The following is a 22,995-nucleotide window of genomic DNA, read 5'->3' on the forward strand; positions in this document are numbered from 1 at the left end:
GGTTCTCTTAGTATTGCTGAACGTCCCGCGCGCTACTCAGGCGAATTGACTGATGAAGCAAGGAGCCGCTGTAAAATGGTATGATAACGATTAAGATGCGAAAGGGAGAAGATAGGCAATGGGAGACGCGCGTTTTAAACAATCGGTGGAGTTGACGCTTAAGGTGATCGGCGGGAAGTGGAAGCCGGTCATTCTATGCCATCTGACCGATGGCACGATGCGGTTCGGGGAACTGAAGCGGGAAATGCCTGAAATTACGCAAAAAATGCTGACGCAGCAGCTGCGGGAGCTGGAGCAGGACGCGATTATCGAGCGCAAGGTGTATGTTCAGGTGCCGCCTAAAGTGGAGTACTCGTTAACAAATTACGGCATGACAGTTAAGGAGCTGCTGAACGTCATGTCCGAGTGGGGCGAGAAGCATCAAGAGCGTATAGAAGGATGACGAAGTACGCTCCTCTTAGTTACCAAATGGGTACTACGTCACTTCAAAGTGCGTACTATTCATTTTGATTGTATCGATCTAGAATAGGTCGTGTTAGTCAAATAGATGGGATGAGGAGCGATAACATATGAAGTTGCAGCTGGCTTTGGACTTAGTGGATATTCCGCAAGCGAAACAATTGGTGAGCGAAGTGGAATCCTATATCGATATTGTGGAGATCGGCACGCCGGTCGTTATTAACGAAGGTTTGCACGCGGTGAAGGCAATCAAGGAGGCGTTCCCTAACTTGACGGTATTGGCCGATCTGAAAATTATGGATGCGGGCGGCTACGAGGTCATGAAGGCTTCCGAAGCGGGCGCGGACATCGTAACGGTGCTGGGCGTTGCCGAGGATGAGTCGATCAAGGGAGCGGTCGAAGAAGCGAAGAAGCAAGGCAAAGAAATCCTCGTCGATATGATCAGCGTCAAAAACTTGGCGGAACGCGCGGCAGAGGTTGACGCAATGGGCGTCGATTACATCTGCGTGCATACGGGCTACGACCTGCAGGCCGTCGGACAAAACTCCTTCGAGGATCTCCGCACGATCAAGAGCGTCGTGAAGCGCGCCAAAACGGCGATCGCCGGCGGAATCAAGCTGGCCACGCTGCCGGAAGTCATCGAGGCGAGCCCCGATCTCGTTATCGTAGGCGGAGGCATCACGGGTCAAGCGGACAAGCAAGCGGCTGCCGCGCAAATGCAGCAGTTGATCCGTCAAGGTTAAGGGCGGGCGCTTATATGCCGATAGCAATAAATGATTATTCAGCGGCAATCGCTGCGGAGCTTAAGCAGGCGTTAGCCGGTGTCTCCGAAGCAGAGGTCGAGCGGTTAGTCGATGCGATTGCGCAGGCAGGTCGTGTATTCGTGGCCGGCGCGGGGCGATCCGGATTGATGATGCGCGCATTCGCGATGCGCCTCATGCATCTTGGTCTCGATGCGTATGTCGTCGGCGAGACGGTGACGCGCAGTCTGGCCGAGGGCGATCTGCTTATTATCGGTACGGGGTCTGGCGAGACGAAGTCGCTTGTGCCGATGGTAGAGAAGGCGCGAAGCTTGGGAGCGGTCGTTGCCGCCTTCACGATATCGCCTGCATCAACGATCGGAAGATTGGCGGACGTCACCGTCCTTCTGCCCGGCGCGCCTAAGGATCGTTCGGACGGCGGCGGCGTGACGGCGCAGCCGATGGGCTCGCTATTCGAGCAGACGCTGTTAGTGCTGGGAGACGCCGTTATTTTACGGTTGATGGAGAAGCTGGGCTTGGACGGCAAGGCGATGTACGGCAATCATGCGAATTTGGAATAGAATTACTTTCTGACAAAAGGACCTCGGCTTTCACTTTACGGTGGAATGCTCGAGGTCCTTCGTTTTTTCGATTTTGAGTGGAAATCGTCCAAGTAAATAGTCAACTACAGGCGGAATAAATTCCTTTGATTGGAAACCATACAGTCTAATTCGGCAATTTTCTTCGTTTCCACCAAAATCGTCTTATTTACCTGTAGGAAATCCAATCAAACCGCTTTTTTGATTTCATTTAGCCCATTAGCCTGTATAAAATCCATTCACCTTTGACTAGTGATGACTCACGTTGTGCGAGCGCTTTTGGGACAACTCCTTTTTTGCATGCTTTTATTGACGCAGTTCGCTAGGTCCCGTCGTATGCTCTTCCTTCGACTTCAAGAGCGGCTCTATGGCGAAGGCGATGCGGAAGCGAAGGCTTTCCATCGGATCCTTCAGCTTAATGCCGGACAGCTTCTCGCATTTCTCCAGCCGATAGACGACCGTATTGCGATGCACGAACAGCTGCTTCGACGTTTCGACGAGCTGGCACTGCGTGTCGTAAAACACGCTTAACGTGCGCAGCAGTTCGCTTCGCTCATTGTCCTCGATTTGTCCAAAACATTGGAACGTTTCCTCGTAGAACTGCTTCAGCTCGTCATAAGGAATCATTCGGAACAGGTAGCCGATATCCTTCGATTGATAGGACTGTACGAATCTCGTTTTTTTCATCTGATAGCCGATTTGCAGCGCCTTGGCCGCTTCGGCGTACGACGTGCCAATATCGAGCACGCCTGTGACGGGATTGCCGATGCCGAGCGACAGACTCAGGCCCGTTTGCAGATACAACTGGTCGGTCATGAGTCCGAGCTGCTTGAGGAAGTCGTTTTCCTCCCAATTTGACTCTTGGATGAATAGCAGCAAGCCGAACAGATCGTTTTTGGTGAACATGACAAAGGAATGGCTGAGCTGTGCGAATTGGCGTTTGATAAGCTCGTATTGCATGTCTCTCTCCGAGATGAGGCGCTCATCTGACGGATGACTGGCCGGCATCGTCGTCATTCCGCCGCCAGGCGGACTTGCTGGATCATCCTTGCGTCCTGTCATAACGAGCCATGTTCCTTGCTGCTTCAGGCCGTATTTCTTGCCTCGGTGGAGCGCTTCTTGTTCCGATCCAATGAATCCGTCAATCAAGTCGGAGAAAAACTCGTTTTTGTACCTTCGGGATCTTTCCTTAACGGCTTGCCGCTTCGTCATTTCCATTCCGATAACGTTTGACGCCTGCTCGATGGTGAGGCCATACAGGCTGGAGGGAGCGTGATCTCGCTGGAAGGAAATGAGGCAGCCCTCGTGCCTGTAGGTATGAACAGGGTAAAAGGTCATATTGCGGTATTCCGCATGTGCAGGGTCCAACAGGCAGAGTGAAGCGGTTTCCGCCAGCGAGGGTACGGAGGCGAGTGCTGCGGTTACCGCGTCTTGAAGCGGCCGTAAGGCTCCATCACGGAAGTGGTCGGATTGCGAGACGATCTGCAGCTTGCTGCTAAGAAGCAATACCGGTGAGGACAGCAGAAGGGCAAGCGCCGAGACGATGTCGTCGATGCCTTTGCCTTTCATGATCATTTCGGAAAATTGTTTGTGAATGTGGAGCGCATATTGCAGCTCATGGTTTTTGTTGTCCAGTATGACGCTCGTCGACCGCTGCAAAATTTCGCCAAGCGAGAGCTCCACCGCTGATATTTCGATGACGGGAAATTGCAGCCGTTCGGCTTCGTCCAGCACTTCCTGCGGAATGTCGAGAGCGAAACGTTTCGTCTTGACCGCAATTCCGGAGCATTTCAGCCGATTCATATCCCGCATAAGCTCCAATAGCGTCGACGGCCCCTCCTTCATGAAATAGCCGTTCGTGAGCAGCAGCTCGCCCGGTCGCAGGAAATGAATAATATCGGGCGCATCCATAATATTGACCGTGTTCACGTTGCGAGACAAACCTCCGTGTCCGGCAAGTACATGCGACTTGGCAAAAATATTAACCTCCAACAGCTCTTCTAGCAGCATCGGAATCACCTCTTAATCGTTCTCTTATGATATAAAAACTAACATCTATGGATGAGTGTGTAAAGCTCTTATTGGATCAATCGTATAATGATCGAACATTATTTTGGATTATACGAACAATGACAAGAGGGGCGGCAGCCGTTATGCTCTTTTTATAGAAGTACACGTTAGATAATATGACATTAAAAATGATATCAATCGTCCGGGGGCGAGTGAATTGCTGGATGTGCTGATTAACGGGGCCAGGCTGCCGAGTGAAGATCGGTTAATGGACGTTGGCGTGAGGAATGGCTTAATCGTGTACGTGGAGCCTAGCGGGAGTGATATCGCTCCTGCGGCTAAGACGGTGGAGAATGGCCATGGCGGCGTCCTGCTGCCGGGTTTGGTCGAGCCGCATATTCATCTGGAGAAAGCGTATTTGCTATCGCGGATGGAAAGAGAGGCGGCTTCGCTGCAGGAAGCGATCGCGATGACGGCGGATATGAAGCATAGCTTCACCCGGTCAGATATGAAGGAGCGTTCGCTCGCTGTTATACGTGAGGCGGTTCGGAACGGCGTGACGCATATGCGCTGCCATGCCGAGGTAGACCCCATTCTCGGATTAACCGCGTTCGAAGCCGCACTTGAGCTGAAGGAGCAGGTTCGGCATGCGCTTGATCTGCAGATCGTCGTGTTCCCGCAGGAGGGGATCTCCAAGAGCCCGGGAACAACGGAGCTGATGGAGGAAGCGCTTCGGCTGGGCGGAGACGTTGTGGGCGGCATTACGTATCAAGATGCCGATCTTGACGGGCATTTGGATTGCGTATTCGGGTTAGCGGAGAAATACGGCAAGCCGCTCGATTTTCACGCTGACTTCTCCGATAATCCGGAGCAGGTCGCCATCGTAGGCATCGCGGAGCGGACAATCGCATCAGGGATGCAAGGACTAGTGTCGGCAGGACATGTGACCTCGCTTGGATCAATGCCCTATGAACAAGCGGCTGCGGTAGCGGAGCTGATCGGAAAAGCGGGCGTTCATATTATGAGCCTACCCGCCACTGATTTGTTCATTAACGGCAGGGGCGATCGCGAGAAGCCGCGAAGAGGGCTTACTCCGGTTCGCATGCTGATGGAGAAGGGCGTGAACGTCGTCATCGGCGTCAACAACGTGCGCAATCCGTTCACGCCGTTCGGCAAGGCGGATCCGTTGGAAACGGCGTGGCTGCTGGCGGTAACCGCTTATATGGGCGGCGAGTCCGATACGAAGCGATTGATACGCATGTTGACGTATGGCGCGGCAGGTGCGTTGGGTCTCACCGATTATGGTTTGCGTCTTGGTAAAGCGGCAGATATKGTGCTATTCGGGGAATCGTCGGAGCGGGATATTTTGCTGAACAAGCCGGAGAGCCGCACAGTGTGGAAGCGCGGTGTAAAGGTAGCCGACTCGCGAACAGTAAGCACTTTGATAGGGGTTTAAGGATTGGCCAAATAAACATTACATATAAGGGAGTGGATGAGAGATGAGAAAGACGGTTGGAACGAAGGTTATGCTTGTGATGTTGGTTGCAATGATGATGTGGGTGCTGGCTGCTTGCGGGGGCGGCGGGAACACGAAAGAAACGACAGAAACAACAGCGGGTACCGAGAGCAACAAACCGGCAGAGACGAGCGCGAGCAAGGAACCGATTCTGATCGGCGTATCGACGGAAGCGACAGGCGATAACGCGATGAATTCGATTAACCTGTATCAAGGCGTACAGGTAGCGGTCGATCAAGTCAATGCCAAAGGCGGCATTAACGGTCGGCTTGTTGAGCTCGTCGTGCGCGATACGGAGCAAAATCCGACGCGCGGCATCAGCATCATCCGCGATTTCGGCCAGAAGGAGAAGGTGCATGCGGCAATCGGAGGTTTCTACAGCACGGTTATGCTAGCCCAGTCGCCGATCATTATGGAAGAGAAATTCCCGTTCATGGTTGCTACTTCTAATGTTCCGGCTTCAGTTGAAAGCGGCATGCCTTGGACGTTCGGCGTCCGCATGAACGCCAACATTACCGCGAAATACGCGCTTAAGTTTATCGAGGAGCATTTCGGCACGAACAAGATCGCGATTTTGCACGAAAACGGCGGTTACGGTAAAGGCGCGGCGGCGGCAATGACGAAGGCGCTTGAGGAAGCGGGCTTGAAGCCGGCAGCAGTGGAGTCGTTCGACAACGCGAAGGATAAAGATATGACCGCTCAAGTGAACCATGCCAAGGAAGCGGGCGCGGAAGTCATTTACTTGTTCGGCCAAGGCGCGGGCAACGGTTATGTCATGCAGGCGATGGATAAGCTCGGCTGGAAAGTGCCGATCGTCGGCGAGAACGGCATGGCGAATAAAGGCGCTCAAGAGGTCGGCAAAGAGCTTGCCGAAGGAACGTATGCGATTCAGACAGCCAACTTCAACGTAGAGCAGACGCGCGAGCCGGCTAAAGTGTTTTTGGAGGATTTCACAACTAAATTCGGACATATCCCAACGACGTTCGCTTCTGCGGCGCAAGGCTATGACGGTGCGATGATGCTCTTCCAAGCGATTGGCGCTGCCGAGCTGACCGGCGATTTGAAGAAGGACCGCGAAGCGATCAAGAACAAGCTCGAGACGGGCTTCGGCGCATACAGCGGCGTTATTAAGGATTGGGAGCAGCCGTTCACAACAGACAATCACGACGCCATCGATATCAACTCCTATCTCATGTGCGTATGGAAAGACGGCAAGCTGATTATCTCCGATAAGCAATAAAAAACGACTTCACTTCAACTTTACAGATCTTTGGAAATGAGGGATAGACATGTCGCTGATCCTGCAGCTTGTTATTAGCGGGTTATCGGTAGGCTGCTTGTACGCCCTGATCGCGCTCGGCTACAGCTTGACGTACGTCGTCAATGGAACGCTGAACATGTCCCAGGGACAGCTGGTTATGCTTGGAGGAGTGCTCATGTTCGGCTTTGCCGGAACGGGGCAACTCCCCTTCTTCTTAGCGTTCGTGCTCGCTGCGCTGTTGGTCGGGCTGCTTAATCTCGGTATCGAGAGGTTGGCCATCCGCAAGTTCGACAAAGGCGCCAATTCGATCGAATGGGTGCTGAGCACAATCGCGGTCGGCATTATTATTCAAGATGTGGCTTTATATTTCAACGGCCCGGATGAAGGCGTTACGCCTTCCCTGGTCGGCGATCAGATGCTTCGGCTGTTCGGCGCGGGTATCTACTGGAAAGAGTTTGTGTTTCTGCCCGTCGTCGGCATCCTGCTCGTCCTGCTTGTTTTGTTTTACAAAAAATCGCATTGGGGCTTGTGGTTGCGCGCAACGGCGGACAATCGGACGGCCGTGGAAATCATGGGCATCAGCAGCAACCGGATCGTTGCCGTCGCTTACGTATTAAGCGGCTTGCTTGCCGGAATCGGCGGTGCTTTGATGTCCACCAACTACGCGGTATCGGTCGATGTTGGATTGCCGCTCGGGCTTAAAGCGATCTCGGTGGCGATATTGGCGGGCGTCAATAATCCGAAGGGCATCGTGGCGGCGGGACTGCTACTCGGCATTGGCGAGGTGTTCATCGGTCAATATATTTCGACGGCCTTCCGTGAGATGTTCGTATACGGCCTTGTCATTCTTGTCCTTTATTGGAGGCCKATGGGGCTGTTCAATGCCCGCAAAAGCATCGTGAAAGTGTAAGCGTAAGTGTAATGACGGACAATCAGGGGGGAGCGCAGATGAACACAGTGTTGCGCAAAAGCATGAACTACCGGGGAGCCGCCGGTTGGGCTGCCGCGCTGGCGGCGTTGGCGCTGTTAACCGCCGGCCCATGGCTGGTAGATACGTATTATTTGAATTTGATGTTCATGATCGGCATCTTCGTCATCACCTGCGCGGGGATGAATATCATCATTGGTTATTGCGGCATCGTCTCGATCGGCCATGCAGGCTTAATGGCGATTGGTGCGTATACGTCTTCGTATCTAAGCACCAAATACGGCTTGTCGTTCTGGCTTGTTGCGTTGATCGGCATTGTTGCTTCATTAATTATAGGCAGCTTAATTGCGATTCCGACCATTAGGGCGGGCGGCGTATACTTATCAATGATTACGATTGCGTTCGGAGTCGTCATTCACGAGGTGCTGATCCGCTGGGACGGCGTCACGGGCGGGCCTCTCGGCATCTCAGGCATACCGAAGCCGCAGATAGGAAGCTACACATTTGATCTAAAGGGGATGTACTTGCTCGTTCTTGTCATTGCGCTGGCCGCGCTGCTGCTTGTTCGCAATCTGCGTCGCTCCTCCTGGGGAAGAGCGATGATCGCAACGAAAGAGAACGAAATTGCCGCCGCTTCGCTCGGCATTCGCAAGTTCAAGGCGCAATACGTCGGCTTTGCAATTAGCTCAGTGCTTGCGGGTCTAGCGGGGGCGATCTACGCGCATACGAATAGCTTTATTAGCCCAGATACGTACCATTTTCCGACTTCGGTCCAGCTCGTGCTGATCGTTATTCTCGGCGGAGCGGGGCGAATGCTCGGACCGGTCATTGGAGCGGCAATCATCGTTTTCTTGCCGGAGCTGCTCGATATGGAGAAGCTGCGCATGGCGTTATACGGCGGCATTATGTTCGCGGTGCTGTATTTCTTGCCCAAAGGGATTGCCGGCACGATAGCCGGTTGGGTCGGCGCTAGGCTGGAAGCTTACCTGGGCCCGGCGGAAACGGAAGCTAGGGATAGTTCGCTTGCCGATTCGAAGCTGTTCCCGAACGCTGCCGCCCCGAAGGCTGTAGGTGAAGCGATGCTTGTGTTGGAGGGCGTCAACAAACATTTTGGCGGGCTGCATGCGCTTAAGGATATCGACATAACGATAAAAGCAGGCGAGGTGCATTCGTTGGTAGGGCCGAACGGCGCGGGTAAGACGACGCTGCTGAACGTGATTTCGGGTTTGTACAGCGCGGAGGAGGGGCGATTTCTTCTAAAGGGGCAGCCGCTTGTGCCGCGTTCGTTGTCTTCCGTCTCGGAGCTCGGCATTGCTAGAACGTTCCAGCATTCACGGCTATTCAAGGAATTATCGGTGGTCGAAAATGTGATGACGGGCGTAGCGCGAAGCCAGCGCAGCGGAATCGCGGAGGCGCTTCTGCGCACGCCGGGGCAGCTCCGCAAGGAGAAGGCGATGCGTGCCAGAGCGCATGCGCTGCTGGACTTGATCGGCTTCGAGGGAAGCAGGGATTTGCCGGCCAGTCAATTGCCTTACGGGCATCAACGCATGGTTGAAATCGCTCGCGCCTTAGCTACGGAGCCTAGTCTACTGCTGCTTGACGAGCCGGCTGCGGGTATGACCGCGGCGGAGATCGAACACTTGGAGCGGCTGCTGCAGAAGCTGGTCAAGGGCGGCATCACCGTTATTTTGATCGAGCATCATATGGACTTCGTGCAGCGTGTATCGGATACGGTGACGGTGCTCGACTTCGGCCGTGTTATTGGCACGGGCAGTCCGGACCAGATGCTGAACGATCCGCGCGTCATCCGCGCTTATCTGGGCGAAGAGGAGGAGGTGGCGGCCGGTGCTGAGCATTAAAGGACTGCATGTGCGATACGGCGCGATTCACGCGCTGAAGGGAATCGATCTTGAAGTAGGCGAAGGCGAGATCGTCGCTGTTATCGGCTCGAATGGCGCGGGCAAGACGACGCTGCTTCAATCCGTGTTAGGACTTGTGAAGCCTAGCGGAGGGACGGTCACATTCGAGGGCAAAGATATTACGGGGTTGTCCGCCAGCCGGACCTCTAATCTTGGCGTCTCGCTCGTTCCTGAGGGGCGCGAGGTGTTCGGGACGTTGTCCGTACTCGAAAACTTGCGGATGGGACTGAAGCAGAAGATCGGTTCCGTCTCGCGCGCCCAGTTCGACAAGGAGCTGGAGCTTGTGTTCGAGCGTTTTCCGCGCTTGCATGAGCGGCGCCACCAGCTTGCCTTCACGTTAAGCGGCGGCGAGCAGCAGATGCTTGTGCTGTCGCGGGCGATGATCAGCAAGCCGAAGCTGCTGCTTCTCGATGAACCATCGCTTGGCTTAGCGCCGATTATCGTGAACGAAATATTCGCGACTATCGCCGAGCTTAGCCGGGAAGGCGTATCGATCCTGCTCGTGGAGCAAATGGCGCACAAAGCGCTGTCGATAGCGGGAAGAGGGTATGTTATAGATAACGGAACGGTGGCCATGCACGGCCCGGCGGCAGCTTTGCTAGGTGACGAACGCATGATCAAGGTTTATTTGGGCGTACATTAAAGGAACTTATTATAGTCGCGAAAGGTGATGCAGCATGAAACGAACAACAATTAACCGCATTCGCATTGGCGAAGACCTATATAATATGACGATTGATCGAGAGCTGGGCGTTATCACAAGCTTGGAGAAAAATATCGGCGGGAAGATGACTGGCGGAACTGGCGAAGCCGGAGGGGAAGAAGCGCTGGATGCGGGTGGGTTGCTATACTTGCCTGCCATGAGCGATATGCACATCCATCTCGATAAGCATTTTCTCGGCGAACCGTGGAAGCCGCTGCAGCCGTTCGTGACGCTGCCTGGACAGCTTGCTTTCGAGAAAGCGATGATCAAGACGATGCCGACGACTGCCGCGGATCGGGCAAGGCGACTCATCGACCTGCTGCTGAGTCATGGCACGACGAAGATTCGGACGCATGTCGATGTCGATCCGGTGATCGGCATCTCCCATCTGGAGCATGTGCTGGCGGTGAGGGAGGAGTACCGGGGCGTGATGGAGATCGAGATCGTCGCATTTCCGCAGCAGGGGCTGCTGCGCTCCGATTCCGTTAAGGTCATGAAGGCAGCGCTGCGCGCCGGAGCCGAATATGTCGGCGGTGTCGACCCGGCAGGGCTGGACCGTCAAGTCGACTTCAGCCTCGAGACGATGTTCGAGCTGAGCTCGGAATTTGGCGCCGGCGTCGATCTTCATCTTCACGACCCCGGGCATCTCGGCTTGTACACGATCAGCCGCTTCGGCGACTTGACGGTTCAAGCGGGCAAAGGCGGACGTACGGCTGTTAGCCATGCGTATTGCCTAGGCCAAGTGACCGAGGCAGAATCGCGGGATCTGGCACAGAAGCTTGCGGCGGACGACGTCGCCATTATTACGAGCGTGCCGATTGATCGGCCGATGCCGCGCGTCGATCAGTTAATCGCCGAAGGTGTGCGCGTTCACGTCGGCTGCGACAATATTCTAGATGCATGGAGCCCGTTCGGCAATGGCGATCTGCTTGCAAGGGGCTCGAGGCTGGCCGAGAAGCTCGGCTGGATCGTCGACGAGGATCTGCTGCGGACGTATCCGCTCATCTCGTCGGGCTCGCTCGTGCCGAAGGCGGGGGATCCTGCCAGCTTTATGCTCGTGGACGCCATGAATCCGAAGCATGCGATTGCTCTTGCACCGCCTCGCGAAGCGGTGTTCTCCGCCGGCAAGCTGGTTGGCGGCAGGTGGAAGGAAGCGGCTGAACGTTTCGTTGCACCGGCTGCTTTGACCAGCTTATAATGTTACTCTTCAGAAGCACGGCCAGACATCAGTCAAGTTAGGTGTTTGGCAAGTGCTTTTTTTGTTTGCCTTCTTGGACATAATAGAAGCGCAGAACAAGGGATTATTTTCTATGTTGACATGAAACCAAATGGTTTCATATAATGAGAAGGCATCAGATTAGAAACCATTTGGTTTCATATCAATTGATTCCAGAGTGGACAAGCTCATTAAACATTGAACATTGGAGGTTATACTTATGGGAGACAACATTCATACACAGGACAAGCTGCCGGATATTCGCCAGACGGTCTTGTTGAAAGCGCCAATCGAGAAAGTATGGAAGGCCGTATCTACGGCAGAAGGCATAGCGGCATGGTTCATGCCGCCGAGTGATTTTCAGACGGAGGTCGGCTTCGAGTTTCATTTGAACGCAGGTCCATACGGTCAATCGCCTTGCAAGGTGACGGAGGTGGATCCGCCGAACCGTTTATCGTTTAATTGGGGCAAGGATTGGACGTTGACGTTCGAGTTGGCCGAGCTGCAGGGCGAGACGGAATTCACGCTCATTCACGGTGGGTGGACAGCTGGCATGGCGACCGAGTTCGGCGAACCGCATGACATCGTGCGAGGCAGAATGGAGCAAGGCTGGTCTGGCATTGGGCAGAAGCTCCGCGGCTATGTAGAGGAATAAGATGGCTGAACCGCTGCCGAAGCATGATGTGTTTCAAGCGATAGCCGATCCGACGCGGCGCAAGGTGCTTGAGCTGCTAGGCGATGAGGAACTGCCGCTAAACGCTATCAGCGGCCACTTCGCGATGAGCCGTACGGCCGTGTCGAAGCATCTCCGCGTCTTATCGGACGCCGGACTCGTGAAGGACCGGAAGGTCGGGCGCGAGACGCGCTACCGTCTAGACCCCGATCCGCTTAGAGAGCTGAAGCGCTGGCTGGCGTTTTACGAGCGCTTCTGGGATAACAAGCTCGCCGCGCTCAAGCGTTATGTGGAATTGGATGAATGATCATTGAAACTCGAATTGCCGAATGAACGTAAAGAAACGTTATTGAAGCCAAATGGCAAGAAACACCAACCGACTTCTTATAAGACGGTTGGTGTTTCTTGCAAATTCCGTATCTTATTGACGATCAAAAGGTTGAAAGGTATCATGGTAATAAATGTATCTTATACAATTCAATATAGGAGAAGAGGTAGCTACCACAAATGGACGATCAGCAATTTCTGAACGGTTGGGCCGAATTCAACCGTAAGAAATGGAACTGTGATGCAATAGTTAAAACCTTTAAAGCATCAAATTCAGATGCGTATTGTGATAGTTTAATGTTTCTTAATCATAACAAAAAGCTGTTTTTGCCTCCGCTTAATCCGTATCACCCTACTATTTTTCGCCCAACTCCAACGAATAAAGTACAGAAAATCGGAAGCCAGTGGCATGAGGTCTCAAAAGCATTCATTGAAAGTTTATATGAATACGCAGGGTCAGCCAATTTTTATTTTCCGCCTGAAATTACGGATATTCGCCCTTTTCTATGGCAAGGGTTCATAGCTGATATAAAGTATACATATTATGTGGATTTGCCTTATTCGGTAGAGAACATCAGCCCCTCTCTGCGCAACAAAATGAAAAAGGCCAATTCGTTGGGTTACTATTCTATTCGGACGGACGATATGGAGGCCGTTCACTACTGTTTATCCGGAACCGAAACGAGGAAAGGCTTTACCCATCAATTATCGGTTAAGGATTTATTGCTCGCGCAGCAATTGCTTGGAAGCGACAGGTTTCGCGGCTATGTTTGTTACTCCAATGAAGGTGAGCCTGTTAGCGCAAGCATCACCTTAGTATCCGGTGAACAGAACGCGATTGGATGGATATCCGCTTCCAAGAGCGAACACCTCAGTGATGGCATCGTACAGCAGCTGCAAAACCTTGAGTTTGAGGATCTGGACCAAATCGGGATTAAAACATTCGATTTCTACGGGGCGAATATTGAATCGGTTTCGGCGGCAAAGTCTCATTGGGGTGGGGACTTGCGGGTTTTTTACGGTATCAGACTGCCGGGCTACAAAGAGATTGTTCGGGCTGGTCGCGATTGGCTTGCGTTGAGTACAAAAAAAAGAACGGCCAGATAAACGGAAACAGAGCCCTGCCTGCACCATTGCGAATGGATGCTGACGGGGCTCTTCCGTATTTCTACTATTTAATAAAGAGTGTTAATGCTGAATAAGCTCTAAGTTCGAATAATCTTCTTGGGAGACGACTTGCGCTTCAATATTATGCTTCTTAAGACGATTGACGACGATGATCGCATCTTCGGACGTCGAATTCGACAACAAGATATAGATATCGCCGTTAAACGCAAGGCCGATGAAATCCGACTCGCGAAGCGAATCGTTCACTTGTTTGAGGAGCGCGCTGTCCTGAATGATATCCCTTGAAAGCGAAACGAGGGCGAAGCTTGCATTGTAATTGCGTTTCGCTTGCTCCCTAGAGCGTATAACGGCAAGGAAGACGTCAGGCTTAAGCACAGGCATGCCTTCCAGGTAACGCTCATGCTGGCTGAGGTATAGGCTGCGGATATTCCGGGATAGCGACGAGGCGATCAGTTCGTTATTAATGTTAATGTCGTCGAGCGTCGCGCCCGTGTTATCCGATTTTTTGGTTAGCGGCTTTAAATCGGCGGTGGATTGCGCAAACCATTCATACGTGCGGCGAATCCCCGTTTCGAAGCTGAACTTGGGCGACCAATCCAAAACTTTTTTTAGTCGGTTATTGTCGAGTCTTGAACGATATATATCGCCTGTGCGAGCTTTTTGCTTCTTGATTTCGGGGATCGGCCGAATGCTGCTCAATATGTTGACTAGATCATTGACTGATTGCTCCGTATCGGTGGACAAATTCATGATGCCGCTTTGGTCAGAAAGGCTTGCTTGATAAATAACATCCGCGACATCCTCCACGTATATGAAATCGCGGGTTTGGCTGCCGTCCCCGTAAATCACAAGCTCCTTGCCATCACGGATCCGTTCCATGAAAATGGATACGACTCCGCCTTCTCCAATCGATCCTTGGCGCGGTCCGTATACGTTGCTGAATCGGAAACAAATCGTATCCAATTGGTAAATTTCGTTCCACTTTGTGCAATAGTATTCCCCGAGAAGCTTGTTGATCCCGTATGGCGAGACGGGCTGACAAGGCATATCCTCATTTAGCGGAATCTGATCGTTCATTCCATAGACGGCCGCAGAGGAAGCGAATATGAGCTTCTTGGTTTTATATTTTGCGGCCAACTGCAAAATGTTGGTTAGTCCTAGGATGTTCGATTTTGTATCTGCGTATGGATTTTCCATCGAAGTGACTACATTGATCTGGGCAGCCAAATGCACAACAATGTCAACGTTATGGTTTTCGAAGATGGATTCACAAACGGTGCTCTCCACATCCGCGATGTATGATATATGGCGGAATTTGCAATTCGATATATGACCGGAGGTCATATTATCTATAATAATGACTTCATGTCCTTCGTTGAAAAACCTCTCAGCAACAAAAGAGCCAATAAATCCGTAGCCGCCCGTAATTAATATTTTCACGCTACCACCCCATTTTCCCTTCTGATTTTAGTGAAGAAGTCCGATTGCGGCTCTTTGGAGACCGGCGTTTTGCTATTATGTACGCTGCTAGAGTATTGTTAAAGATTGAGTCTAATAGGTGATAGCAGGGTCTACTTGACTATGATAATTGTTTAGGAAGAGGTTGTAAACAAGTTCTAATTTATGGCTAAACCCCTGTTGAAAATAAGTGTCGAATCTTATTCAAAATTAGGCTATGAATCTATTAAAACCTATTGCTTTATACCTATTAGTCTGGTAATATTTATTTAAATATTAAGTAACTTCATATACTCGATGTGTCGAAAAGGCAAACTGCGTGAAAACGCAGGACGCAAAGCTATAGGGGCTAAATGGGAAACCACACGCCAGCCAGATTCCGAAAACTTTTCAGGTTCTATTTTAGAACTTATGACATGTCATAAGTTCTTTTTCTATTCATCACACCAACATTTTCACTAACTTAATATTTGGAAACAGCGATAACGGCAAACCGCGTGAAAGCGCGGGACGCAAAACTACAGGGGCTAAATGGGAAACCATATGCCAGCCAGTTCCCGAAATGTTTTCAGGATGAAATAGGACAATCCTGAAATCTGGGATTGTCCTATTTATTTCATTCAGGATATGGAGGTAGTGAAAATGGGCATTTTCAGTAAATTAACGAAAAGCATGACCGCGATGGTGCTTGTAACGATTTTGAGCGGCATCGGTTTTTATGGACTATTCATCGAAGAAGCGAACGCTGCTAATATGATAAATGTTAAGACCTACGGAGCAAAGGGAGATGGCAAGACGGACGATACGTCCTCGATCAAAAAAGCGCTGGCAGAAGGCGCTGCGAAGAAAACGACGGTTTACTTCCCGAAAGGAACGTACCTGGTAAACCCGAAAGATCCGCTCGCTGTAAGCAGCAACACGAAAGTGCTCGGTGATGGCGCAACTTCGATCATCAAAGCTAGCACAAAAGATTTCGGCTGGGAATTAATGCGTGTATCGGGTAAGGATATTGAGATCAGCAACATTTCGCTCGACGGCAACAAACTAGTTAACCGTGTACTCGTTGTAAGCGGAGGAAGCGAACGCGTTAATATCAACAATTCGATTGTAGCGAATGCTTCCCACAGCACGAAAACGAGTAGCGATTACTTCTCGGGCGTGCTTTCGGGAATCCTTGTATACGGCAATACGAAAGCAATCACGATCGATAGTAATGAAGTGAAGAATATTGTTGCGCTCAACCCTACTGGTGGAAGCATGATTGCTAGAGGTATTTACGTAACAACGACTTGGGGCAAAAGCGAAGCTGCAGCAGCTAATGTATCGATAACTAATAACTATATTCACCATATCGGTCCTGCTGATGACGGCGATGGCATCTATTATGAAGATCCTAACATGGATGCAGGAAAAGGCACGGACACAAACAGCTTGATCTCGAATAACAAATTCGACAACAATGCCAAACGTGCTATTAAAATTTATGCACAAGGCATTACGGTAACTGGCAACCAAATTACGAATTCGTACCTGCAAAATAATTATTACAGATCGGGCTCGGATAAAGGGCTACTTGCTCCAGACATGTATTCGGCAATTAGCGTATACGGCAGCAACAACACGGTTAAACAAAATACGATTACAGGCTTAGGAAGCTTCTATGCTGCAATCGAGGTTGGCGCAGCGGAAACGGTTAAAAACATCGTTATCAGCAACAACAAAATTACTATGGGTGCAAAAAGCGTTCAAAAAGGCAAAACAGCCATTCGTCTTGGAAATATCAATAACTTCACGATTGACGGAAATGTCATTGAAAATGGAGAAAAAGCAATTTGGACGTGGCAAAACGCGGACAACGGTACGATTACAAATAACAAAATCAAAATGATAACTGGCGGAGGCATTGATTTAACGACATATCTTTCGCAGTTTTCTCAAAAAAATATCGTATGCTCGAACAACACAATCCAAGCTGCACAATTCACGGTTAAGCTCGCAAGCAGCAACTTTAACGTACAAGTTCTATAATAGTTTTGTAAACAACGAGACTTCGACATCTATTGTCGAAGTTTTTTTATTAACTTCTTTCATTATATAGAAGGAGTTATCCGTGAAAGGCACGGAAAATGTCGTTTCATTTTTATTTACTTGACGAGTCTTGAAGATTATAATACGAATATGCTTCAGGTGCAGGCAAACAGTTCTGGACTATGTTGGAAATTTTGTGGAAATAGCAAGTGACCATTGCATAAAGGAATGAGTATTTTTGACTAGACATAAAGGACTATTTGTTATTTCGCTTGATTTTGAATTGTATTGGGGCATACGTGATCTTTATGAACTAGATTGGTATAATAGTACGTTTGCAAAAGAAAGAGAGTTAATTCCTACCGTATTATCGTTATTCGAAAAGTATGGTATTCATGCCACATGGGCGACTGTAGGGCTATTGTTTTTTGAGTCTAAGGAAGAAATGATTAATAGCTTGCCGATAATTAAGCCTAGTTATATAAATCAAAATTTATCTCCTTATTCTTACTTGAAGAGTGAGCAGATCGGCGCAAATGAGTCATTCGATCCCTATCACTTTGCACCTTCGCTTATTCAACGGATTCGAACAACGCCATTTCAGGCGATATCCACACATACCTTTTCACACTATTATTGCAAGGAATCTGGTCAGACCGAGAAGGAATTTGTTGCTGATATTCACGCAAGCATCCAAATCGCCGAAAAACAAGGTATGACATTGGAGAGCATCGTTTTTCCAAGAAACCAAATCAATGATTCCTATTTGCAAGCACTGAATCAATTAGGTATTAAGTCATATCGAGGTAATCCGAAACATTGGATATACAAACATGGCTATAGCACCAATGATTCCCTGCCGTTGAGAGCTCTTCGTTTGCTCGATACGTATATTAATTTGTCCGGCAATCATTGTTATCGAATCGATGAAATAATGACCGAACTTCCCATAAACCTACCAGCCAGCCACTTCTTCCGCTCCTACTCTTCCAAGCTCCGCTGGTTAGAACCGCTTCGTATTAAGAGAATACTTGATGGAATGACCTATGCGGCTAAACACGGCGAAGTGTATCACCTCTGGTGGCATCCCTATAATTTGGCAAGTGATGCCAATGAAAATATGGATGTGCTGAACAGAATACTCGAACATTATCAACATCTGCAACATAAGTACGGGATGACGAGTTTGAATATGGAGGAGCTTTGTAATCAAGTATTAGCTAGTGCAAAGAGAGAGAAACGTTCTTCCTATCAATCGCAGCATTAATCCAAAACATGAGGTGAACGAATGGACATCCAGTTCTTAAAAGAGGCGAGCAAACGGTATTTTATAGTTATTTTATTAGTAATTGCATTATCTGTCGGAGGCGCATTTGCATTAAATACTTTCGTAAAGCCTACCTATCAGGCGAGTGTGAGTGTAGTGGCGAGTATAGCATCTTCAGGAGATGCAGGTATTTATAATGAGTTTTTAGCAAGCCAGCTGTTAACGGGTACGTATAAGGATGCTTTGAAAAGCTACTACATAGCAGGCAAAGTGAAAGAGAAACTCGGCAGCAATCTTACTGCAACGGAACTGCTGGGCAAACTGGAAGTGGAAACGAACGTAGACACGCTTGTTATCAAAATTAAAATAAAAGACGATCACGTAAAAGATGCGGTTGCTATTGCGAATGCATATGGAGAAACGTTTCTATCGGAGTCTAAGTCCATTATCCAGTATGCAAATATAACGATGTTGGACTTGGCAAGTATCGAACAAGCATCTGATCCTGTCAGTCCCAAAAAAGCGTTCAATCTCGCCATCTCCTTGTTTATAGGCGTTTTTGTGGGGCTAAGCATTGCTCTTATGCTGGAAGGGAAACGTCAGGAACGGAGAAGAAAGCGTTCAGAGAACACAAGCATCTAATCGATGATTACAAACGGAATAGAATGAGCGGGCGGGGTGGATTGGAAAATGATTAATTATGCGATTGTTGGCTGCGGCCATATTGCCAATAAACATATAGAAGCAATCGAGAAAACCGAGCAAGCAAGCCTTGTTGCTATCTGCGACACGAATCCCAATAGATTGAACCAGTATATGAACCAGACAGGCGTGGAAGGTTACGTGAACATCGATGAAATGCTGGAGCGACAGTCCAATATCGACGTGGTTTGTATTTGTACGCCTAGCGGTCTACACGCTCCGTTAGCCGTGAAGGCTGCTAAAGCAGGCAAACATCTCATAATCGAAAAACCGTTGGCGCTAACGATCGAGGATGCCGATGCCATTGCCGAAGCCGTGACGGTTTCGGGTGTCAAAGCAGCGGTTGTCCATCCGAATCGCTATCGGCCAGCAATTCAATTACTTAAATCGGCGTTGGAGAAAAACGTATTCGGAAAAATAAGCCATGTAAATGCCACGGTACGCTGGAACAGGGGACAGGCTTACTACGATCAAGCGCCTTGGCGCGGAACGAAAGCAATGGATGGCGGAGTGTTAATGAACCAAGCCGTGCATAATCTGGACTTGCTGCAATGGCTGTTCGGCAGAGTGGTTCAAGTAAAATCTATGGTCGATACGCGAATACGAAACATTGAAGCCGAGGACGTTGCCGTCGCCACGTTGCGTTTCGATAGCGGGGCCCTTGGCGTAGTGGAAGCAGCCACTACGATCTATGACAAGAACCTCGAGGAATCGATCAGTATATTCGGCGAGAACGGTTATGCGGTCATCGGAGGCGTAACCGCCAACTGGATCAAGCAATGGAAGTGCGATTCCATGAGCGATAAAGAGGTAGACTTGCTTAAGCAAAAGGTTGAGGCCGATCCGTACGGCGTATCGGGACATCAGCAAATTATTGAAGATATGGCCGAGGCTATTCGGGATAACCGCGAGCCAGCCGTAACGGTCGAGGACGGAAAAGCCGCGGTGCAGCTAGTTATCGATATTGTTCTTGACGGCAGCACCAGTCTACAAACGAATTAATCAGGAGGCGTCTTATACAATGGAAGCTGTTAAGCTTAACGAGTTAAGCGATAAATTGATAGAAAAGTTGCTCAATAAGTCGGCCGTCATCGGGGTTATCGGTTTAGGATACGTCGGCTTGCCTCTTGCCGTTGAGAAAGCCAAAGCCGGGTACAAAGTCATTGGATTCGATGTACAGCAGAAAAAAATCGATATGGTGAATAGCGGATATAACTATATCGGCGACGTCATTGACGAGGATTTGCGGATTATGGTCAAAAACGGGTCGCTCCGGGCTACATCGGATTATTCCTTTATAAGCGATGTCGATGCCATAGCCATATGCGTGCCTACTCCGCTTGATATTTACCAACAGCCCGACACGAGTTATGTGGAGAACTCGACGAAAGCGATATCCGAATACTTGCATCCGGGGATGCTGGTTGTATTGGAGAGCACGACATATCCGGGTACGACGGAAGAGCTGGTTAAACCGATCTTGGAAGCAACGGGGTTAAAATGCGGCGAAGATTTTTTCCTTGCTTATTCGCCTGAAAGAGTCGATCCCGGCAACAAGTTTTTTAATACCAAAAACACGCCTAAGGTCGTTGGAGGAATTACTCCGGCATGCTCGCAAGTTGCACAGACGCTCTATCGGCAAGTGCTTGACGGCGATGTTCATGCCGTATCCAGCCCCTCTATCGCCGAGATGGAGAAAATATACGAAAACACGTTTAGACATATTAATATAGCGCTTGCCAACGAAATGGCGATTCTGTGCGATAGAATGGGTATAAACGTTTGGGAAGTCATTGACGCTGCCAAGTCGAAGCCGTACGGATTCATGGCCTTCTATCCCGGGCCGGGTCTCGGCGGACACTGCATTCCAGTCGATCCGTTCTATCTGACCTGGAAGGCGAGAGAGTACAACTATCATACCCGCCTTATTGAGCTTGCAGGCGAAATCAACAATTCAATGCCCGAATTCGTTGTGCAGAAGATCGGCGAAATACTCAACAAGCATAAAAAATCGGTCAACGGCTCAACGGTTTATTTGCTGGGCGTCGCTTATAAGAAGGACATTGACGATTATCGGGAGTCCCCGGTACTTAAAATTATCGAGCTGCTGGAAGAACGCGGAGCATCCGTCGTCATCAGCGATACGCATATCGATACGTTTAGATATAACGGCAACCAATATGAGTGCGTGGAACTAACGGAGCAGAGGCTTGCCGAAGCCGATATTACGGTTATTACGACAGATCACTCGGGATTTGATTACGACCTAATCGGCCGGGCAAGCCAAAGCCTATTTGATACAAGAAACGGCATGAAATCGTACCCAAAACCGGATAACTACCATTTGCTATAAGCTGGAGGTTTGAAAACATGAGTTATTTCGCGCATGCGTCTGCCATTATTGACGATGGTGCCACGATTGGAGAAGGAACAAAAATTTGGCACTTCTCGCATGTATGTCCTACATCGGTTATCGGAAGCAATTGCAGCTTGGGGCAGAACGTATTCATTGCCAATAGCGTATCAATCGGCAACGGGGTCAAAATTCAAAACAACGTTTCCGTTTATGAAGGAGTCATCCTTGAAGATTATGTCTTCTGCGGACCGAGCATGGTGTTTACGAATGTAAGAACGCCAAGGTCGGCATTTCCACGCAATAGAAGCAGCGATTATTATAAAACAACAGTTAAGCGCGGCGCATCTATCGGCGCTAACGCAACAATCGTCTGCGGCGTAACCGTCGGGGAGTGGGCATTCGTTGCAGCGGGAGCGGTAGTCAATAAAGACATAGCCCCATACGAATTGTATGCCGGCGTACCTGCAAAGCGTTTGGGGTGGGTATGCGAATGCGGGGCTACTTTGCGCTTCTCCAATCATGAGGCCGTCTGCGGCGAATGCGATCGCGAGTATGCGATAGAGCAGGACTTGGTACGAAAAACGAAAGGGAGTTCACTATGAAACGCATTCCGATTCTTGACCTCAGCTATGAGATTCACGAGCTCAAACCGCAATTAATGAACGCCTTTGAGAGCGTTATCGATAACGGCGTATTTATTATGGGTGCCAACGTAAAGCAGTTTGAAGCGGAGGCTGCTGCGTATTTGGGCGTTAAGCATGCCGTGGCGTTAAATTCGGGTACGGACGCCCTCGTTATAGCGCTGCTTGCTGCAGGCATTCAGGAAGGAGACGAGGTCATCACGACACCGTTCACCTTCTTCGCAACCGCGGAGGCGATAAGCCAAGTAAAAGCGACTCCCGTGTTTGTTGATGTTGAGCCTAGAACGTACAACCTGGATTTGAACCAGCTTGAAGCGGCAATAACGTCAAAAACGAAGGCTATCATACCGGTCCATCTCTTTGGCCATACCCTCGACATGGATCGTTTGATGTCAATAAGCGAGAAGTATGGACTTGTAGTTGTCGAGGATGTCGCGCAAGCATTCGGCGGTATGCATAAAAATAAAAAGGTCGGCACGATTGGAGATTTCGGCTGCTACTCCTTCTTCCCGTCCAAAAACTTGGGCGCCTATGGCGATGGAGGAATGCTTGTCACAAACAACGCCTCGTTTGCCGAGAAAGCGGCAATGTTACGGGTTCATGGCTCCAAGAAAAAGTACTATAACGAGGTTGTCGGATTTAACTCACGTCTGGATGAAATACAAGCAGCCATCCTGCGGATAAAGCTGCCGCATATCGATGAGTGGAATGAGGGGCGGAGAAGCGCGGCGGACCGCTATGCTAAGCTATTGGAAGGCGTCGATGGAATCATTGCGCCAAGCGAAGATGATTATGCGAAGCACGTGTTCCATCAATATACGGTTCGGGTGACGAATGGAAAACGTGACGAGCTGCAGAAGAAGCTGGAGGCTGAAGGGATAAGCACGATGGTCTATTACCCGGTTCCGGTCCACAAACTGCCGATTTACGAGTCAATGCGCGTTCAGATGCCCGTCTCCGAACAGCTGGCAGAAGAAGTACTTTCGCTTCCGATATGGCCGCAAATCGATGCAACCGTCCAGCAGTACGTGATCCAAAAAATAATTGAAGCTCTTCAATAAGGG

21 protein-coding genes and 2 riboswitches are annotated in these 22,995 nt (G+C 49.9%); of the genes, 19 read left to right on the forward strand and 2 right to left on the reverse strand.

The annotated features are described in order from the left end of the window. Nucleotides 1–118: 118 nt before the first annotated feature. The 3 genes from AC1DF0_RS05410 to hxlB all read left to right on the forward strand — a co-directional run bounded on the left by AC1DF0_RS05410 (nt 119) and on the right by hxlB (nt 1,780). On the forward strand, nt 119–442 hold the full coding sequence (locus AC1DF0_RS05410) for a winged helix-turn-helix transcriptional regulator (RefSeq protein ID WP_337100753.1): 324 nt from the start codon (nt 119–121) through the stop codon (nt 440–442). A 127-nt stretch (nt 443–569) separates the two neighbouring features. Next, nucleotides 570–1,202 (forward strand): 3-hexulose-6-phosphate synthase, encoded by a 633-nt coding sequence (gene hxlA, locus AC1DF0_RS05415; RefSeq protein ID WP_442049369.1) that lies wholly within the window; start codon nt 570–572, stop codon nt 1,200–1,202. A 20-nt stretch (nt 1,203–1,222) separates the two neighbouring features. Beyond that, on the forward strand, nt 1,223–1,780 hold the full coding sequence (gene hxlB / locus AC1DF0_RS05420; RefSeq protein ID WP_442049423.1) for a 6-phospho-3-hexuloisomerase: 558 nt from the start codon (nt 1,223–1,225) through the stop codon (nt 1,778–1,780). Nucleotides 1,781–2,104: 324 nt separating this feature from the next. On the opposite strand, the gene AC1DF0_RS05425 is transcribed toward hxlB, so the two are convergent. Further along, nucleotides 2,105–3,808: a PucR family transcriptional regulator gene (locus AC1DF0_RS05425; protein WP_477573291.1), complete on the reverse strand. Its 1,704-nt coding sequence runs from the start codon at nt 3,806–3,808 to the stop codon at nt 2,105–2,107. Nucleotides 3,809–4,034: 226 nt separating this feature from the next. Here AC1DF0_RS05425 and AC1DF0_RS05430 point away from each other — a divergent pair, with 226 nt between their 5' ends. The 9 genes from AC1DF0_RS05430 (at nt 4,035) to AC1DF0_RS05470 (ending at nt 13,458) form a co-directional block, all read left to right on the forward strand. Then, nucleotides 4,035–5,264 carry an amidohydrolase family protein gene (locus AC1DF0_RS05430; RefSeq protein ID WP_477573470.1) on the forward strand — a complete coding sequence of 410 codons (1,230 nt, stop codon included), beginning with the start codon at nt 4,035–4,037 and terminating at the stop codon, nt 5,262–5,264. Nucleotides 5,265–5,307: 43 nt separating this feature from the next. Further along, on the forward strand, nt 5,308–6,564 hold the full coding sequence (locus AC1DF0_RS05435; protein ID WP_477573292.1) for an ABC transporter substrate-binding protein: 1,257 nt from the start codon (nt 5,308–5,310) through the stop codon (nt 6,562–6,564). Between the two features lie 49 nt (nt 6,565–6,613). Beyond that, entirely contained in the window at nt 6,614–7,495 is an 882-nt protein-coding gene (locus AC1DF0_RS05440) for a branched-chain amino acid ABC transporter permease (protein WP_477573293.1), read from the forward strand. A gap of 38 nt (nt 7,496–7,533) precedes the next feature. Further along, nucleotides 7,534–9,372, forward strand: a complete 1,839-nt coding sequence (locus AC1DF0_RS05445) for a branched-chain amino acid ABC transporter ATP-binding protein/permease (RefSeq protein ID WP_477573294.1) — start codon at nt 7,534–7,536, stop codon at nt 9,370–9,372. Continuing rightward, the gene (locus AC1DF0_RS05450) at nt 9,359–10,075 is read left to right on the forward strand and encodes an ABC transporter ATP-binding protein (RefSeq protein ID WP_442049374.1); all 717 of its coding nucleotides are present in this window, start codon (nt 9,359–9,361) and stop codon (nt 10,073–10,075) included. Before AC1DF0_RS05445 ends, AC1DF0_RS05450 begins: the two co-directional genes overlap by 14 nt. A gap of 34 nt (nt 10,076–10,109) precedes the next feature. Then, nucleotides 10,110–11,333 (forward strand): amidohydrolase family protein, encoded by a 1,224-nt coding sequence (locus tag AC1DF0_RS05455; RefSeq protein WP_442049375.1) that lies wholly within the window; start codon nt 10,110–10,112, stop codon nt 11,331–11,333. Between the two features lie 238 nt (nt 11,334–11,571). Beyond that, entirely contained in the window at nt 11,572–12,006 is a 435-nt protein-coding gene (locus AC1DF0_RS05460) for an SRPBCC family protein (protein ID WP_442049376.1), read from the forward strand. Between the two features lies 1 nt (nt 12,007). Beyond that, a complete protein-coding gene (locus AC1DF0_RS05465; RefSeq protein WP_477573295.1) occupies nt 12,008–12,331 on the forward strand; it encodes an ArsR/SmtB family transcription factor in 324 nt (107 codons plus the stop codon). A gap of 200 nt (nt 12,332–12,531) precedes the next feature. After that, the gene (locus tag AC1DF0_RS05470; RefSeq protein ID WP_477573296.1) at nt 12,532–13,458 is read left to right on the forward strand and encodes a hypothetical protein; all 927 of its coding nucleotides are present in this window, start codon (nt 12,532–12,534) and stop codon (nt 13,456–13,458) included. 81 nt (nt 13,459–13,539) lie between these two features. Here AC1DF0_RS05470 and AC1DF0_RS05475 read toward each other — a convergent pair whose 3' ends face one another. Then, nucleotides 13,540–14,919: an NAD-dependent epimerase/dehydratase family protein gene (locus tag AC1DF0_RS05475; RefSeq protein ID WP_477573297.1), complete on the reverse strand. Its 1,380-nt coding sequence runs from the start codon at nt 14,917–14,919 to the stop codon at nt 13,540–13,542. Between the two features lie 317 nt (nt 14,920–15,236). Further along, a riboswitch (cyclic di-GMP riboswitch) is annotated at nt 15,237–15,321 on the forward strand. A 93-nt stretch (nt 15,322–15,414) separates the two neighbouring features. After that, nucleotides 15,415–15,499: riboswitch (cyclic di-GMP riboswitch) on the forward strand. A gap of 80 nt (nt 15,500–15,579) precedes the next feature. Here AC1DF0_RS05475 and AC1DF0_RS05480 point away from each other — a divergent pair. The 7 genes from AC1DF0_RS05480 (at nt 15,580) to AC1DF0_RS05510 (ending at nt 22,992) form a co-directional block, all read left to right on the forward strand. Next, the gene (locus AC1DF0_RS05480; RefSeq protein ID WP_477573298.1) at nt 15,580–16,965 is read left to right on the forward strand and encodes a glycosyl hydrolase family 28-related protein; all 1,386 of its coding nucleotides are present in this window, start codon (nt 15,580–15,582) and stop codon (nt 16,963–16,965) included. Nucleotides 16,966–17,203: 238 nt separating this feature from the next. Further along, nucleotides 17,204–18,232, forward strand: coding sequence for a polysaccharide deacetylase family protein (locus AC1DF0_RS05485; RefSeq protein ID WP_477573299.1), 1,029 nt, complete (start codon nt 17,204–17,206; stop codon nt 18,230–18,232). Nucleotides 18,233–18,253: 21 nt separating this feature from the next. Continuing rightward, complete coding sequence (locus AC1DF0_RS05490) at nt 18,254–18,874, forward strand: YveK family protein (RefSeq protein ID WP_477573300.1); 621 nt, start codon at nt 18,254–18,256, stop codon at nt 18,872–18,874. A gap of 48 nt (nt 18,875–18,922) precedes the next feature. Next, the gene (locus AC1DF0_RS05495; protein ID WP_477573301.1) at nt 18,923–19,936 is read left to right on the forward strand and encodes a Gfo/Idh/MocA family protein; all 1,014 of its coding nucleotides are present in this window, start codon (nt 18,923–18,925) and stop codon (nt 19,934–19,936) included. A gap of 19 nt (nt 19,937–19,955) precedes the next feature. Then, complete coding sequence (locus AC1DF0_RS05500) at nt 19,956–21,287, forward strand: nucleotide sugar dehydrogenase (protein ID WP_477573302.1); 1,332 nt, start codon at nt 19,956–19,958, stop codon at nt 21,285–21,287. 17 nt (nt 21,288–21,304) lie between these two features. Beyond that, nucleotides 21,305–21,892: an acyltransferase gene (locus tag AC1DF0_RS05505; RefSeq protein ID WP_477573303.1), complete on the forward strand. Its 588-nt coding sequence runs from the start codon at nt 21,305–21,307 to the stop codon at nt 21,890–21,892. Then, the gene (locus AC1DF0_RS05510) at nt 21,889–22,992 is read left to right on the forward strand and encodes a DegT/DnrJ/EryC1/StrS family aminotransferase (RefSeq protein ID WP_477573304.1); all 1,104 of its coding nucleotides are present in this window, start codon (nt 21,889–21,891) and stop codon (nt 22,990–22,992) included. Before AC1DF0_RS05505 ends, AC1DF0_RS05510 begins: the two co-directional genes overlap by 4 nt. Nucleotides 22,993–22,995: the final 3 nt, after the last annotated feature.

Source organism: Paenibacillus sp. 05T425, assembly GCF_056396205.1.